This window comes from Pseudomonas sp. E1BtOHC1 (assembly GCF_058744285.1).
The window spans coordinates 4,389,993-4,404,120 of record NZ_CP196023.1 but is presented as its reverse complement, the minus strand read 5'-3'; the positions used below and the strand labels follow the sequence as shown (position 1 = coordinate 4,404,120).

The 14,128-nt window shown below is 61.7% G+C and carries 14 protein-coding genes; 7 read left to right on the top strand and 7 right to left on the bottom strand.

Annotation, left to right across the window (positions count from 1 at the left end; genetic code table 11):
* The first annotated feature begins 48 nt into the window (after positions 1–48).
* Together ACSSVC_RS19825 and ACSSVC_RS19820 are read left to right on the top strand one after the other, a co-directional pair.
* Entirely contained in the window at positions 49–660 is a 612-nt protein-coding gene (locus ACSSVC_RS19825) for an FMN-dependent NADH-azoreductase (RefSeq protein ID WP_346634384.1), read from the top strand.
* A gap of 264 nt (positions 661–924) precedes the next feature.
* Positions 925–1,962 (top strand): alpha/beta hydrolase family protein, encoded by a 1,038-nt coding sequence (locus ACSSVC_RS19820; RefSeq protein WP_346634385.1) that lies wholly within the window; start codon positions 925–927, stop codon positions 1,960–1,962.
* Position 1,963: 1 nt separating this feature from the next.
* On the opposite strand, the gene ACSSVC_RS19815 is transcribed toward ACSSVC_RS19820, so the two are convergent.
* The 4 genes from ACSSVC_RS19815 to ACSSVC_RS19800 all read right to left on the bottom strand — a co-directional run bounded on the left by ACSSVC_RS19815 (position 1,964) and on the right by ACSSVC_RS19800 (position 6,374).
* A complete protein-coding gene (locus tag ACSSVC_RS19815) occupies positions 1,964–3,151 on the bottom strand; it encodes an MFS transporter (RefSeq protein ID WP_492611229.1) in 1,188 nt (395 codons plus the stop codon).
* A gap of 255 nt (positions 3,152–3,406) precedes the next feature.
* Positions 3,407–4,993 carry an ABC-F family ATPase gene (locus ACSSVC_RS19810; RefSeq protein ID WP_159890447.1) on the bottom strand — a complete coding sequence of 529 codons (1,587 nt, stop codon included), beginning with the start codon at positions 4,991–4,993 and terminating at the stop codon, positions 3,407–3,409.
* A 248-nt stretch (positions 4,994–5,241) separates the two neighbouring features.
* Positions 5,242–5,976 carry an alpha/beta fold hydrolase gene (locus tag ACSSVC_RS19805; protein ID WP_346634387.1) on the bottom strand — a complete coding sequence of 245 codons (735 nt, stop codon included), beginning with the start codon at positions 5,974–5,976 and terminating at the stop codon, positions 5,242–5,244.
* The gene (locus ACSSVC_RS19800; RefSeq protein WP_446440532.1) at positions 5,973–6,374 is read right to left on the bottom strand and encodes a hypothetical protein; all 402 of its coding nucleotides are present in this window, start codon (positions 6,372–6,374) and stop codon (positions 5,973–5,975) included. Before ACSSVC_RS19800 ends, ACSSVC_RS19805 begins: the two co-directional genes overlap by 4 nt.
* Between ACSSVC_RS19800 and lpxO the strand changes: the two genes are divergently transcribed.
* The 3 genes from lpxO (at position 6,337) to ACSSVC_RS19785 (ending at position 9,130) form a co-directional block, all read left to right on the top strand.
* Complete coding sequence (lpxO, locus tag ACSSVC_RS19795; RefSeq protein ID WP_123725241.1) at positions 6,337–7,236, top strand: lipid A hydroxylase LpxO; 900 nt, start codon at positions 6,337–6,339, stop codon at positions 7,234–7,236. The genes ACSSVC_RS19800 and lpxO overlap by 38 nt on opposite strands.
* A 287-nt stretch (positions 7,237–7,523) precedes the next feature.
* Complete coding sequence (locus ACSSVC_RS19790) at positions 7,524–7,898, top strand: hypothetical protein (protein ID WP_404936903.1); 375 nt, start codon at positions 7,524–7,526, stop codon at positions 7,896–7,898.
* 80 nt (positions 7,899–7,978) lie between these two features.
* The gene (locus ACSSVC_RS19785; protein WP_492611228.1) at positions 7,979–9,130 is read left to right on the top strand and encodes a PQQ-dependent sugar dehydrogenase; all 1,152 of its coding nucleotides are present in this window, start codon (positions 7,979–7,981) and stop codon (positions 9,128–9,130) included.
* 201 nt (positions 9,131–9,331) lie between these two features.
* Here ACSSVC_RS19785 and rimI read toward each other — a convergent pair whose 3' ends face one another.
* Positions 9,332–10,435, bottom strand: coding sequence for a ribosomal protein S18-alanine N-acetyltransferase (rimI, locus tag ACSSVC_RS19780; protein ID WP_404936902.1), 1,104 nt, complete (start codon positions 10,433–10,435; stop codon positions 9,332–9,334).
* Positions 10,436–10,528: 93 nt separating this feature from the next.
* On the opposite strand from rimI, the gene ACSSVC_RS19775 reads away from it, so the two are divergent.
* Both ACSSVC_RS19775 and ACSSVC_RS19770 read left to right on the top strand, forming a co-directional pair.
* Positions 10,529–12,115, top strand: a complete 1,587-nt coding sequence (locus tag ACSSVC_RS19775; RefSeq protein WP_492611227.1) for a RimK family ATP-grasp domain-containing protein — start codon at positions 10,529–10,531, stop codon at positions 12,113–12,115.
* A gap of 7 nt (positions 12,116–12,122) precedes the next feature.
* The gene (locus ACSSVC_RS19770; protein ID WP_346634392.1) at positions 12,123–13,064 is read left to right on the top strand and encodes a magnesium transporter CorA family protein; all 942 of its coding nucleotides are present in this window, start codon (positions 12,123–12,125) and stop codon (positions 13,062–13,064) included.
* A 3-nt stretch (positions 13,065–13,067) separates the two neighbouring features.
* Here the strand turns inward: ACSSVC_RS19770 and map are convergent, their stop codons facing one another.
* Both map and ACSSVC_RS19760 read right to left on the bottom strand, forming a co-directional pair.
* Positions 13,068–13,832, bottom strand: a complete 765-nt coding sequence (gene map, locus ACSSVC_RS19765) for a type I methionyl aminopeptidase (protein ID WP_346634393.1) — start codon at positions 13,830–13,832, stop codon at positions 13,068–13,070.
* Entirely contained in the window at positions 13,829–14,029 is a 201-nt protein-coding gene (locus ACSSVC_RS19760; protein ID WP_123725234.1) for a ParD-like family protein, read from the bottom strand. The genes map and ACSSVC_RS19760 overlap by 4 nt, the downstream gene beginning before the upstream one ends.
* Positions 14,030–14,128 lie beyond the last annotated feature (99 nt).

The window sequence follows — 14,128 nt, the reverse complement described above, 5'->3', positions numbered from 1 at the left end:
TTGCCAGCATCCGATCGCCCAGTGGCGGTCCTCACTTGGAGATCCCACATGAAACTTTTGCATATCGATTCCAGCATCCTGGGTGACAACTCGGCATCGCGCCAACTGAGCCACAGCGTGGTCCAGGCGTGGAAAGCCGCCCAGCCTGACCTGGCAGTGACCTATCGTGACCTGGCCGGCGATGCCATCAGCCACTTCTCGGCTGCGACCCTGGTGGCCGCCGGCACCGCCGCGGAACTGCGTGATGCCGCGCAAAAACACGAGGCCGAGCTCAGCGCCCAGGCCCTGGCCGAATTCCAGGCCGCCGACGCGGTGGTGATCGCGGCGCCCATGTACAACTTCACCATCCCGACCCAGCTCAAGGCCTGGATCGACCGCATCGCCGTGGCCGGCCAGACCTTCCGCTACACCGAAGCCGGTCCACAAGGCCTGTGCGGCGGCAAGAAGGTCATAGTGGTCTCGACCTCCGGCGGCCTGCACGTTGGCCAGGCCACAGGGGCGGCTCATGAGGACTACCTCAAGGTGCTGTTCGGCTTCCTCGGTATCACCGATATCGAATTCGTTCGTGCCCACGGCCTGGCCTACGGTGAAGATGTGCGCAACAAAGCCATGAGCGACGCTCAGGCTCAGATCAGCGAGCAGCTCTTCGCCGCGGCGTAAGACTTGTGTAAAGACGCTTTCCTGCACGGCAAGCGCCACTAGACTCTGTATTCTGATCACTGTTTGAAGTGATCGGAATGCGGAGTTTTTTTGTTGGCGGTTTTCAGTGTTTCTGGCCCAGGTTATGCAAGTTTTTCGCGGCGGGGAGTCCTGCTCCCTGGCGGTGCATCCGGAGTGACGGGCCAATCTCGCTTCAAGGCCTTGGCGGCAAGGGATGGCAGGGGCAATGGGCTTTCTCGATCCAGCGGCAAAGGTGGGCGTGTGATGAAACGTCTTTGTGCAATGTTACTGATCTGCCTGCTCAGCAGCCTGATTTCGGTGCAGGCCGCCCCTGCGCCACATCCGCACTGGAGCGTGGGCTTTCATGAGATGAGCTTTCTCGATCCCCTGGACCAGCAGCCGATGCGCGCCATCGCCTTTTACCCGTCCACCGGCATCGAGCACCCCAGTCAGGTCGAGGGTTATCAGATCGCCGCATCCCGGGATGCCAAGATCGCCATCGGCCGCTTCCCGATGCTGATGCTGTCCCACGGTAATACCGGCACGCCCCTGGCCCTGCACGACCTGGCCACGTCCCTGGCGCGCAAGGGCTTTGTCGTGGTGGCGGTGATTCATCCCGGTGACAACTCCAAGGACCACAGCCGCCTGGGCACCTTGAGCAACCTCTATGGACGGCCGATTCAGATTTCCGAAGCCATAACCGCCACCCTCGGCGACCCGATGCTGTCGCCCTTCGTCAATGCCGATCAGGTCGGGGTCATCGGCTATTCCGCCGGTGGCGAGACCGCCTTGATCCTGTCCGGCGCCACGCCTGACCTGGACCGTCTGCGGCGTTACTGCCAGGAACGTCCCGATGATCGCGATGCCTGCAATACCCAGGGCGAACTGATTGTCGACCGCGACGATCTGCAACCGGTGGCCGACCCGCGGGTGCATGCGTTGATGCTGATGGCGCCCCTGAGCCTGAAGTTCGGTCGCCAGACCCTGGCCGGGGTGCATGTGCCCGTGCTGCTCTACAGCGGCGATGGCGACAAGCTCGTGGCCCTGGACAAGAATGCTGCGGCCCTGGCGCGCAAGTTGCCCGTGGCCCCGGACTTCAAGCTGCTGGCCGGTGCCGGGCACTTCGTGTTCATGGCGCCGTGCACCGCCCAACAGTTGGCGGCCATGCCGGCCCTGTGCACCGACGCCGACGGTGTCGACCGCGAGGATATCCATCGCAACCTGATTGCCGAAGCCGGCAAGTTCTTCGCCCATACCCTGGGCCGGCCGAGCCGGGCAGGGATGCAGACCGCCGACCAGTGATTCAGGCGCCGGCCCGGCGCTTGAGCAGCAAGGTCAGTCCCAGGCCCGTGATCGAGAGCAGGGCGGCGCAGAAGAAGATCCACGAGTACCCCAGGTTCAAGGCCACCGCTCCCATCAAGGGGCCGGCGATGGCCAGGGCCAGATCGAAAAACACCGCATAGGCACTCAAGCCGGCACCGCGGCTGCTGTTGGGCACTTGCTTGATGGCTTCCACCCCCAGCGCCGGATACACCAGCGACAAGCCGAAGCCGGTGAGCCCGGCACCGATCAGCGCCCAGGCAGTGGAGGGCGCCAGCCATAGCAGGGTCAGCCCCAGGGTTTCGACGCACATGCAAACAATGGCCGAGCGAAAGCCGCCAAAGCGGCTGATGCTGGAGATGAACAGCAGCCGCGAGCAGATGAAGCACACCCCGAACACCGTCAGGCAATAGGCGGCGCCGGTCCAGCCGCGGCTCAGGTAGAACAGGGTGATGAAGGTCGTCAGGGTGCAGTAGCCGATGGAGGCGAGGCTGAGGCTGGCCCCGAAGGGAGCAATGCGTCCGAAGACTGCCCAGAATGGCAGGCGCTCGCCGCGAATCACCGGCACCGAGGGTTTGTTGCGGATCAGCAGCAGGGCCAGCACTGCCAGAATCGACAGGGCGAAGCCGAGGCTGGTGAAACCGTATTGCTGAACCATCACCACCCCCAGCGGCGCGCCAATGGCAATGGCGCCGTAGGAGGCGATGCCGTTCCAGGAAATCGAGCGGGCGGTGTGTTCCACGCCGACCTGGCCCATGCACCAGCTGATGGTCCCGACCCCGATCAAACCTTGGGCCACGCCCAACAGCAGGCGCCCGCACAGGAGGATGGTCAGGCTCAGCAGGGGCAGTTGTTCCAGCAGTACCGACAGCAGCGTCAGCACCCCGCTGAGCAGAATCCCCACCAGTCCGTAGATGATCGAGCGTTTGGTGCCGACCGTGTCCGACATGCGCCCGGCCATGGGGCGGCTGAGCAGGGTGGCCAGGTATTGCGAGCCAATGGTCAAGCCGGCGACCACGGCACTGAAGCCCAGTTGTTCGTGCACATACCCGGGCAATACGGCAATCGGCAAGCCGATGCAGAGGAAGGCGATGAAGGTATAGATGACGATGGAGACGATCTGCAGGGTGATCGCCATGGAGCTTTGAGCGGGGCTGTGTGGCTCGGGCATGAAGGCTCGTTCGCGTGCGGCGGTTAGAGAACCGCATCATCGCGTGCCGCGATAATAAAAGGAAGCAGGCTAACGATATCTCCCCACCGTCCCGTAGGAGCTGGCTTGCCAGCGAAGGCGCCGGCAGGGGCAATGCCGACTCAAGGGCTTTTTCGCCGGCAAGCCGGCTCCTGCGAGAGGAGGGGCAAACGAAAAAGCCCCGTCACAACGGACGGGGCTTTGCTTGACGCTTGTCGCTTGAAACGGCCTGCTGCTTTAGAACATCACGCCCTGGCTACGCAGGTAATCGTCGTAGGTGCCGCTGAAGTCGGTCACGCCACTTGGGCTCAACTCGATGATGCGAGTGGCCAGGGACGATACGAACTCACGGTCGTGGCTGACGAAGATCAGGGTGCCCGGGTAGTTTTCCAGGGCCAGGTTCAAGGCCTCGATGGATTCCATGTCCAAGTGGTTGGTCGGTTCGTCCATCACCAGTACGTTGGGCTTTTGCAGGATCAGCTTGCCGAACAGCATGCGGCCTTGCTCACCACCGGAAATCACCTTGACCGACTTGAGGATCTCGTCGTTGGAGAACAGCATGCGGCCCAGGGTGCCACGGATCATCTGCTCGCCCTGGGTCCACTGGCCCATCCAGTCGAACAGGCTGACGTCGTCTTCGAAGTCATGGGCGTGGTCCTGGGCGTAGTAGCCGAGTTCCGCGCTTTCGGTCCACTTGACGGTACCGGCGTCCGGGGTCAGTTCGCCCACCAGGGTGCGCAGCAGGGTGGTCTTGCCGATACCGTTGGGACCGATGATCGCCACGCGCTCGCCGGCTTCGACGGTGAAGCTGAAGTTCTGGAACAGGGTCTTGCCATCGAAACCCTTGGACATGCGTTCCAGGGTCACCGCCTGGCGGTGCAGCTTCTTGGTCTGTTCGAAGCGGATGAACGGGCTGACCCGGCTCGACGGCTTGACTTCAGCCAGCTGGATCTTGTCGATCTGCTTGGCCCGGGACGTGGCCTGCTTGGCTTTCGAGGCGTTGGCCGAGAAGCGGCTGACGAAGGTCTGCAGCTCGGCGATCTGGGCTTTCTTCTTGGCGTTGTCCGACAGCAGCTGCTCGCGGGACTGGGTCGCGGCGATCATGTACTCGTCGTAGTTGCCCGGGAACAGACGCAGTTCGCCGTAGTCCAGGTCGGCCATGTGGGTGCAGACGCTGTTGAGGAAGTGACGGTCGTGGGAAATGATGATCATGGTGCTGTTACGCGCCGTGAGAATGTTTTCCAGCCAGCGGATGGTGTTGATGTCCAGGTGGTTGGTCGGTTCGTCCAGCAGCAGGACTTCCGGATCGGAGAACAGCGCCTGGGCCAGCAGCACCCGCAGCTTCCAGCCTGGAGCGACTTCGGTCATCGGGCCGAAATGCTGTTCCAGGGGAATACCCAGGCCCAGCAGCAATTCACCGGCGCGGGATTCGGCGGTGTAGCCGTCCATCTCGGCGAATTCGGTTTCCAGCTCGGCCACAGCCATGCCGTCTGCTTCGGTCATTTCCGGCAGCGAGTAGATGCGATCGCGCTCGGCCTTGACCTTCCACAGCTCTTCGTGACCCATGATCACGGTGTCGATCACGGTGAATTCTTCGTAGGCGAACTGGTCCTGGCGCAGTTTACCCAGGCGCACGTTCGGCTCCAGCATGACCTGGCCGCCGGACGGCTCGAGGTCGCCACCGAGGATTTTCATGAAGGTCGACTTGCCGCAACCGTTGGCGCCGATCAGACCGTAACGGTTGCCACCGTTGAACTTGACCGAAACGTTCTCGAACAGTGGCTTGGCGCCGAACTGCATGGTGATGTTAGCTGTGGAGATCAATTACTTACCTACCAATGATTTAGCGCCGGCCTGAATCCACGAAGCGCGATCTGGAGCCTTCCAGGTCGGGCCGGTCTGGGTGTGGAGCTGAGCCAGCGGGCGTACGTCGAGCGCAACATTCCGGCGACGGGGCCGGGTTGCTGAGCAAAGAGTGCGGGGTGCATGTTGGAATTTGTGCGCATTGTCGCATATGTAACCGAGCAGTTGTATGACGCTCGGGTAGGGATTTTTGCCGCAATGGTCGATGTTCAACGGCCGTCGACCGCAACTCGGATCTGTGCCAACTCGTGCATGAACCGCAGCAGGTGCTCGGCGGCCTCAGTCGGTGCGGCCTGGAGCAGGCAGTGGGGGCCGTTGATGGCCACCAGTTGGGCATCGTTGCGCAGTTGCCGGATCAGGGTGGACGCCGAGGCAGGCACCAACCGGTCGTGGCGGGCCTGGAGATACAGCAGTGGTACCTCCGTGGCCACCAGCGCCTGGCTTGCATCCACCGCCATCACTGACTGCAATCGGGTTCGCAGTACCCGGGATTGCACCTGGGCGATGGCTGCGGCCAGTGCGGCGCGTAGCGCGGGCGTGGAAAAACCACCGAGCAACAAGGCATCCATGGGCCAGAACGGCAAGTGTCGCAAGGGCAGAAGCTTGAGCAACGGAGACAGAGGGGCCAGTGCCGAACGCGGATTGCGCACAAAACTGCTGCACAGCACCAGCCCCTTCAACCCGGCTGGACGCCGAGCGGCGATGCTGACGGCCACCGGGCCGGAAAACGACTCGCCCAGCAATACGAAAGGACGGTCCAGTGGCAATTGTTGCCCTACGCGTTCCACCAGGGCGGGGTAGTCCAGCACCTGATCGGCGGGGTAGCGCAGGACCTGCACCGGTACGCTCGGGGGCAGGGCCTGAAGCAGCGGGTCGAACAGCCTGCCGGTGCCATCCATCCCGGGTAGCAGGACCAGGGTCGGAAGTGGGGTGAGGTCGATCAATTCAGCGGTCCTTGCCAGGCAGAAAGGAAAAAGGCGCCCGGCAGGATACCTCGGGAACCCGGCCAGCACAGCTCGATTGTGCCGGCTAGAGGGCTGGAGGGCATTCTCTTGAGCTGAATCAAAACCTGGCGCAATACAGGCAAATTTCGACAGAAGTCGCGCAGCTTTTCACAAATTTGAGTTAACCATTGGTTACAAACTGTGGCTAAAATGCCAGCCGACGGCCGGACGCCGAGGGTCGGATCGGCGACGAAGACGTTCGCCGATTGCGCTTTTTTCAACTCAGACGCTGCCATTTGCCTTTGGCCCTTCGGGCTTTCAGGGGCGCAGCATGCTCTCTTCTGAAGTGTGACAATTTCCGTGAAACTCATCATTGCCGCTGTATACGTTTTATCCATTGCGTACGTACACCTGCGGGGGCGCGTGCGCCATAAGCTGGGTCGCCAACTGAGTGATCACTCCACCTTCCTGGCCCCCATCAACTGCTTTCTTTACCTGTTCTCCAGGTTTCCCAACCGGCCCTACCTGGACCCGGCCGACTTTCCCGAGATGAACAAGCTGCAGGAACACTGGGAAGAGATTCGCACCGAGGGCCAGAACCTGTTGCAGGCCGGTGAGATCAAACGCTCGGACCAGTACAACGATGTGGGTTTCAACTCGTTCTTCAAGACCGGCTGGAAACGCTTCTATCTGAAGTGGTACGGCGACAGCCACCCTTCGGCGATGAAACTGTGCCCGCGCACCACCGAGCTGGTGCAGAGCATCGGCTCGATCAAGGCGGCGATGTTTGCCGAGCTGCCACCGGGCTCCAAGCTGGTGCGCCACCGTGACCCTTATGCCGGTTCCTATCGCTACCATCTGGGGCTGTCCACGCCGAACAATGAAGGTTGCTACATCGAGGTCGATGGCGAGCGCTATCACTGGCGCGACGGCGAAGCGGTGATGTTCGACGAGACCTACATCCACTACGCGGAAAACACCACCGATCAAAACCGCATCATTCTGTTCTGCGATGTCGAGCGGCCGATGAAGTATCGCTGGGCTGCAGCGCTCAATGGCTGGTTCAGCCGCACCGTGATGTCCGCTGCCGGCTCGCCCAATGATGCCGGAGACAAGACCGGTGGCCTGAACCGGGCCTTCAACAAGCTGTACAAGATCCGCCTGCGGGGCAAGGAACTGAAAAAGCGCAACCGCACCCGCTACTACCTGGAAAAGTGGGCGATCTTCGCCGCGCTGCTGTTGCTCTTCATCTATATCTGATCGGCCCATCCTGCCTCTTGGCCTGCTCCAGCGTCTGGATGCGGGCCTGCGACTTGTGTAGGGGCTGGCTTGTGTAGGAGCTGGCTTGCCAGCGAAGGCGTCGGCCCGAGCAATGCACGGCTCAGCGGACTCTTCGCCGACAAGCCGGCTCTTACGCCGCGGCGACTATGGCGCGCCGTGGATACCGGGTGTTACATGTTCTGCAGGATTATTTAATTAACAAAGCCGAACCCTGGGCGTAGCGTGGAATCGAATTCGATACCTTGTCGCTCTTCAGGAGGCTTGTCATGAACAGTCTGGCTCGCGGGTTTGCCGCATTCATCGCGCTGACTTGGGCCAGTGGCGCGATCTGGGCCGCCGTCCCTGAACCGCTCCCATCCCCGCAGTTGCCCAGTGCTCTGTTGCTGGCGCAGACCCTGCCCAACAGCGGCAACAACGATCCCTACAGCAACCCCATTCGCCGGGCCAATCCCAACAGCATGCAGGGCACCCAGCCCAGCAGTCCGCCTGTTCGTGGCCCCAGCACAGCACCCAGCGGACGGCCGCCGACCCTGGAGAACGGCGGTATCGGCAACGGTTACCCCCGGGGCGGTGTACAGCGAGCCAATCCCGATCCCCGAGTGCAAAGCCCCCGAGAAAACGATCCGAGCAACCGGCGCTGAGGCGCCTGTGCACTGCGTTGTCGACCGTCGCCTGTGCGTGGCGCGCGAGGGATTTTCTTGATCCACAGAAGGAAGCGAGCATGTTGCGTAAAACCTTTTTCGCCACCTTGTGCGCCAGCGTCCTGCTGGGCAGCGTGTTGCCGGCCTCGGCGGCGGGCGAACAGTCGTTTCCCAGCGAGCAGGGTACTCTGAGCCTGACGCCGTTGGTGCAAGGTTTGAACCATCCCTGGGCCCTGGCCTTCCTGCCGGATCGCCAAGGGATGCTGGTCACCGAGCGTCCCGGCAACCTGCGGGTGGTGAGCCCGGATGGCAAGCTTTCGGCCCCCTTGAGCGGCGTGCCCAAGGTCTGGGCCAATGGCCAGGGCGGCTTGCTGGACGTGGTGCTGTCGCCGGACTTCAGGCAGGACCGCATGGTGTATCTGTCCTATGCCGAAGGCGGTGGCGAGAACGGCACAGCCGGCACCGCGGTCGGCCGGGGCCGATTGGCCGACGACCTGAGCGGGCTCAAGGATTTCCGGGTGATCTTCCGCCAGGAGCCGAAGCTGTCCACCGGCAACCACTTCGGCTCCCGCCTGGTGTTTGACCGCGACGGCTACTTGTTCATCACCCTGGGCGAGAACAACAACCGGGTCACCGCCCAGGACCTGGACAAGCTCCAGGGCAAGATAGTGCGCCTGTATCCGGATGGCCGGGTGCCGGACGACAACCCCTTTGTCGGTCAGTCCGGGGTGCGTCCGGAGATCTGGAGCTACGGCCACCGCAATCCACAAGGCGCGACGCTCAACCCCTGGAGCGGCACCTTGTGGGAGAACGAGCATGGACCCAAGGGCGGTGACGAGATCAACATCATCGAACGGGGCAAGAACTACGGCTGGTCCCTGGCAACCCACGGGGTCAACTATTCCGGCCAGCCGATTCCCGAGGCCGGTGGCCAGACAGCGCCAGGCACCGTGGCCCCCCATCATGTCTGGGAGAAGTCCCCCGGCATCAGCGGCATGGCGTTCTATGACGGTGATCGCTTCAAGCCCTGGCAGCACAACCTGTTCATTGGCGCCCTGGCCAGCCGCGAACTGATCCGCCTGCAATTCGACGGCGACCGTGTCACCCATGAAGAGCGCCTGCTGGGCGACCTCAATGCGCGCATCCGTGACGTGCGCCAGGGCCCGGACGGTTATCTGTACATCCTTACCGACGAGGAGCAGGGCGGCCTGTACAAGGTTGGCCTGGAATAATCCGCCCGCCCGACACCATTGCTGTAGGAGCTGGCTTGCTAGCAAAGGCGTCAACGAGGACAGCACAAAATCCGAAGGCCTATTCGCCGGCAAGCCGGCTCCTACGGGTTAGCACCGTGCTGTGTAGGAGCTGGCTTGCCAGCGAAGACGTCGGCGAGGGCAGCACAAAATCCGAAGGCCGCTTCGCCGGCAAGCCGGCTCCTACGCTTGGGCGCGCTGGGAGAGGATGACGGCGGCCCGCAGTTTGCTGCTGCCGAAGCTGCACATCTTGTCGAACTCGCTGTGGCTGACCGGCAGGTGCTGGCAGTCCATCGGCTGGCGGTGCTGGCTATGGTCGACATCCGGGTCGTGCAGGTAGACGAAGTCCTCGTCGCAATCGGTGACTATCACCCAGTGAGGCGCCTTGGAACGGGTCAGGCGATAGCTGCTGATCAGCACCAGGGGCTGGCCGCCCTCACTCAATAACCTCGGCAGGTCCAGAGGGCCGCCCAGTACTTGTTGCACATCGCTGGTATCGAGTTCCTTGCAGAACTCGTCGTGAACCAGACGCATGACGTCCTTTTTATGCTCGTCGCGCACGCCGCTGAGAAACAGTGGCCCGGCGCTGTTGACTTGCAGGCGCACGCCAAAGCCCCGGCGCCAGGCGGACAGGGCCAGGCCCTGAGGGCTGCAGCCACCATGGCCGGCGGTCATGAATACCGTGGTGGCTTCACGCCAGATCTGCAGTTCCTCACGTCGCTCCAGGGGCCGCGACGGTTGCAGGGCCGCCATGGCCATCAGCAAACAGGCCGGACCGCAGGTGAAGTCGGTGGTCTGCTGGTAATAGGGCACGCGGATGCTGCGGGTCTCACGGTGCTGGAGAATGCGTTTCTCCAGACGCAGCGCGTCGGCGTGGTCTTCGTAGTAATCATGGATGCGGGCAAAACGCCGGTAGCCGTGGCGTTCGTACAAGGCAATCGCTGCCGGGTTGTCGGTGCGCACTTCCAGGCGTAGATAGGCGCAATCATGGGCCAGGGCACAGGCCTCGATCCGTTGCAGCAGGCGCCGGCCCAGGCCAAGGCCGCGGGCGTCTTCGGCGATAGCGATGGAATACAGCCGCGCCAGGGAGGTGCCGCGATGAAACAGCACCACGGCATAGCCCAGCAACCGCGCCTGATGTTCGGCCACCAGCAGTTGCCCGTGGGCGCGGTTGATCATCCACTGGAAGCTGCGTGGAGTCAGCCGGTCGCTGGTGAAACATTGCTGTTCCAGGGCCACCAGCGCCGGCAGATCGTCGGGGGTTGCAGTGCGAAAGACAAGATCCATATAACCGCCGTAAAAGTTGCGTAACGAAACGAGACTTCGAAAAAAGTTCGTGCTTAATAGAAAGGGTCAGGTTCTTAAGCGAGAGCGAACTTTATGTCAGCGGTACAAGGTCATTGGCGAGAAGTATCCGAGCAAAGTTTGCCGGCGACAATCACTTCGGCAAGTTATTTTTCCCCTGGGGATAAAGTTTCAAGTCAGGTGATTATCATTGTCGAACGCAAGGAAGACTGGGCCTCCTACTTTCCCAGTGAAGATATTCTCACGGCCCAGGAATACCTTGAGCAGAGCCGGGAACACGCCCCGGGAAAAAGGGTTCAGGTGATCAATCTGTGCCGTAGTTACAAGTACCTGGGACACGGTTACTACTGTTCGCTGCTGGCTGAAGCCCGCGGCCACCGGGTGATTCCATCTGTACGCACCATCAGTGAACTGACCCGCAAGGCCCTCTATGGATTGGCCCTGGACGACCTGGACAAGACCCTGGAAAAAGCCCTGAGCAATCACCTCTACAGTGATACCGAAGGTTTTACTCTGACGCTGTATTTTGGTCGGACCCATATCGAGCCGTTGCAGGAACTGGCTCGTCAATTATTTGAGCTCTTTCCTTGTCCGATCCTGCTAGTTGATTTCAAGCGCACTAACACTTGGCATATCGAAGGGGTGAAGTCCGGTGCCCTGCACAAGTTGCGAGAAGATCAGGAAGATCAATTTGCCAACTCCCTGGACAGTTTCAGCCGCAAGGTCTGGCGTATTCCACGCTCAAGGCAGTTGGCCCGTTATGACTTGGCGATACTCCACGATCCCCACGAAATCCTGCCGCCTTCCAATGCCCGGGCACTGGAAAGCTTCATTCGGGTCGGCAAGGGGCTGGGCATCGATGTGGAGTTGATCGAGAAGAAGGATTACTCCCGTCTTGCCGAATACGATGCGCTGCTGATCCGCGAAACCACCAGCGTCGACAACCACACCTATCGTTTTGCCAAGAAGGCCGAAAGTGAAGGTTTGGTGGTGATGGATGACCCCACCTCGATCCTGCGTTGTACCAACAAGGTCTATCTCACCGACCTGCTCAAGGGCCATCAGTTGGGGATGCCCGCCACCGAGATCCTCTACAAGGAGCGACCGGAAGACTTCGAACGGGTCGGCGAACGCCTGGGCTTTCCCCTGGTGCTGAAGATTCCCGATGGGTGTTTTTCCCGCGGGGTGATCAAGGTCGAAAGTCAGCAGGCGCTGCTTACGGCCACAGCCGAACTGTTCGAGCACTCGGTGCTGCTGCTGGCCCAGGAGTTCTTCTACACCGAGTACGACTGGCGCATTGGCGTGCTCAACCGCAAGCCGATCTTTGCCTGCCAGTACTTCATGTCCAAGGGCCACTGGCAGATCTACAACCACAAGGCCAAGGGCCAGGACATCAACGGTGAATGCCGCACCCTGGCGGTCCATGAGGCGCCGCGGGCCGTGGTGGAACTGGCCGTGAAGACCGCCAACCTGATCGGCGACGGTCTGTACGGGGTTGACCTCAAGCAGTCCGGCGACAAAGTGGTGGTGATCGAGGTCAACGACAACCCCAATCTCGACGCCGGCATCGAAGATGCCTACCTGCAGGACGACCTGTATTCCCTGGTACTGGAGGAGTTCGTGCGCCGCCTGGAGCTCAAGCGTCGCGGCCAGGCCTGGTGAGGCGGCGATGATCCACAGCTATCGACTGGCCCATGGCGGCCTGCAAGCCGTCCCTGAACTGGACGCCCAGGTCATGCTGTTCAGCAACCCGGACCTGGCGGAGCGCGACTTGCTGCACAGTGCCTTCAAGCTCGATGAGCACGCCCTGGCTTCGGCGCTGGACCCGGACGAGGTGTCGCGCATCGAGTTTCATCCCGATTACCTGTTCCTGATCTGGAAGCGCCCGGAAAACTATTCCGGCGGCGGCAGCCTGTCCTTCGAGGTGTCGTCCTGCGGCCTGCTGTTTTCGCCAGACCGGCTGCTGGTGATCGCCCCCGACGATACGCCGCTCCAGGGGCTGGGGGCGCGGCACAACCTGCACACGCCGCTGGATGTGCTGCTGGACCTGCTGTTCAACAACATCCATCACTATCTGGGCCATCTCAAGGTGATCAAGCTGGTGGCCCGGGAGCTGCAGCACAAGTTCAACAGCTCGATGGAAAACCGCCACCTGATGCAGATGTTCAATCTCAGCGAGAGCCTGATCTATTACCTCAATGCCTTGCACAGCAACGGCGCGCTGCTGACCCGCCTGCGCAACCACGCCGAGAAGGAGCAGTTCGGCAGCCAGGCCATCGGCCTGATCGACGACCTGATCATCGAGAACAACCAGTGCTACAAGCAGGCGGAGATCTACTCCACGGTGTTCGCCGGGCTGATGGATGCTCGGGGCAACCTGATGAACAACAGCACCAACCAGTTGCTGCGCAAGCTGACCCTGATCAACGTGGTGTTCCTGCCGCTGAACCTGATCGCCAGCATCGGTGGCATGTCCGAGTTCAGCATGATGACCGCGGGCACGCCGTGGTGGATTGCCTACGCGCTGTTGCTGCTGGCCATGTTGCTGGCCGCCGGGGCCATGTCCCTGGGGCTGCGAAGGCTCACCGGCCATGGCGACAAGGTCATATGAGCCTTATTGCGCTTGCAGGGTCAGCACTTCGAAGCCGTCACGAGTCACCGCCACCGTGTGTTCCCACTGGGCGGAAAGGCCATTGTCGCGGGTGACCACGGTCCAGCCGTCCTTGAGCCCGCGGACCCGGGCACTGCCCTGGTTGAGCATGGGTTCGATGGTGAAGACCATGCCTTCGCGCAGTTCCAGGCCGGTGCCTGGGCGGCCGAAGTGCAGGACCTGCGGTTCTTCGTGCATCTGCCGGCCAATGCCGTGGCCGCAGTATTCGCGGACCACGCTGTAGCCCCTGGCTTCGGCGTGAGACTGGATGGCATGGCCGATATCGCCGAGGCGCGCCCCCGGGCGCACCACTTCGATCGCCGCCCACATGGCCTCGAAGGTGGTGTTCACCAGGCGCTGAGCCTTGGGACCGACCTGGCCGATCAGGTACATCTTGCTGGCGTCGGCGATGTAGCCGTTCTTCTCCAGGGTGATGTCGATGTTGACGATGTCCCCGTCCTTGAGCACCGCCTTGGGGTGAGGCATGCCGTGGCACACCACCTCGTTGATCGAGGTGTTGATGCAGTAGGGGTAGTTGTACTGGCCCTTGCTCGCCGGGCGCGCCTTGAGCTCATGGCGGATAAAGTGTTCCACCGCGCTGTCCAGCTCCAGGGTGGACAGGCCCGAGGCGACAAAACCGTCGAGAAAGGTGAACACCTGGGCCAGCAGGCGCCCGGATTCGCGCATCAGCGCCAGTTGTTCCGGGGTTTTGATCAGGGCTTGGGTCATGGGCGCCCCCTGAGCAGGTCGGGTTTGTTCAGCAGCAGTTTGTTGATCAGGTCGTTGTAGGCCAGGTGTGGATTGAGCTCGGCCAAGAGGCCGATCTTGATCCAGAATTCAGCCTGGGCATTGATCGAGCGGTCCATGGCGGCACTGGCGACGCGGATCTGCTCGTGCAGCTCATCGGAGATTTTGACGATACCCATGTTGATAGGGTCTCTCTTGAGGGAATATACGAATCATATATGTTTCGTATAAAGCGACTCAAGCGGCACGCCCTGGGGACAAGGGAGAAATTCACTGCT

Bases quoted from the DNA above. Each gene is read 5' to 3' on its own strand.
- ACSSVC_RS19825 (WP_346634384.1), top strand. From the start codon at position 49: ATGAAACTTTTGCATATCGATTCCAGCATCCTGGGTGACAACTCGGCA.
- ACSSVC_RS19820 (WP_346634385.1), top strand. From the start codon at position 925: ATGAAACGTCTTTGTGCAATGTTACTGATCTGCCTGCTCAGCAGCCTG.
- ACSSVC_RS19815 (WP_492611229.1), bottom strand. From the start codon at position 3,151: ATGCCCGAGCCACACAGCCCCGCTCAAAGCTCCATGGCGATCACCCTG.
- ACSSVC_RS19800 (WP_446440532.1), bottom strand. From the start codon at position 6,374: ATGGATAAAACGTATACAGCGGCAATGATGAGTTTCACGGAAATTGTC.
- ACSSVC_RS19790 (WP_404936903.1), top strand. From the start codon at position 7,524: ATGAACAGTCTGGCTCGCGGGTTTGCCGCATTCATCGCGCTGACTTGG.
- ACSSVC_RS19785 (WP_492611228.1), top strand. From the start codon at position 7,979: ATGTTGCGTAAAACCTTTTTCGCCACCTTGTGCGCCAGCGTCCTGCTG.
- rimI (WP_404936902.1), bottom strand. From the start codon at position 10,435: ATGGATCTTGTCTTTCGCACTGCAACCCCCGACGATCTGCCGGCGCTG.
- ACSSVC_RS19775 (WP_492611227.1), top strand. From the start codon at position 10,529: ATGTCAGCGGTACAAGGTCATTGGCGAGAAGTATCCGAGCAAAGTTTG.
- ACSSVC_RS19770 (WP_346634392.1), top strand. From the start codon at position 12,123: ATGATCCACAGCTATCGACTGGCCCATGGCGGCCTGCAAGCCGTCCCT.
- map (WP_346634393.1), bottom strand. From the start codon at position 13,832: ATGACCCAAGCCCTGATCAAAACCCCGGAACAACTGGCGCTGATGCGC.
- ACSSVC_RS19760 (WP_123725234.1), bottom strand. From the start codon at position 14,029: ATGGGTATCGTCAAAATCTCCGATGAGCTGCACGAGCAGATCCGCGTC.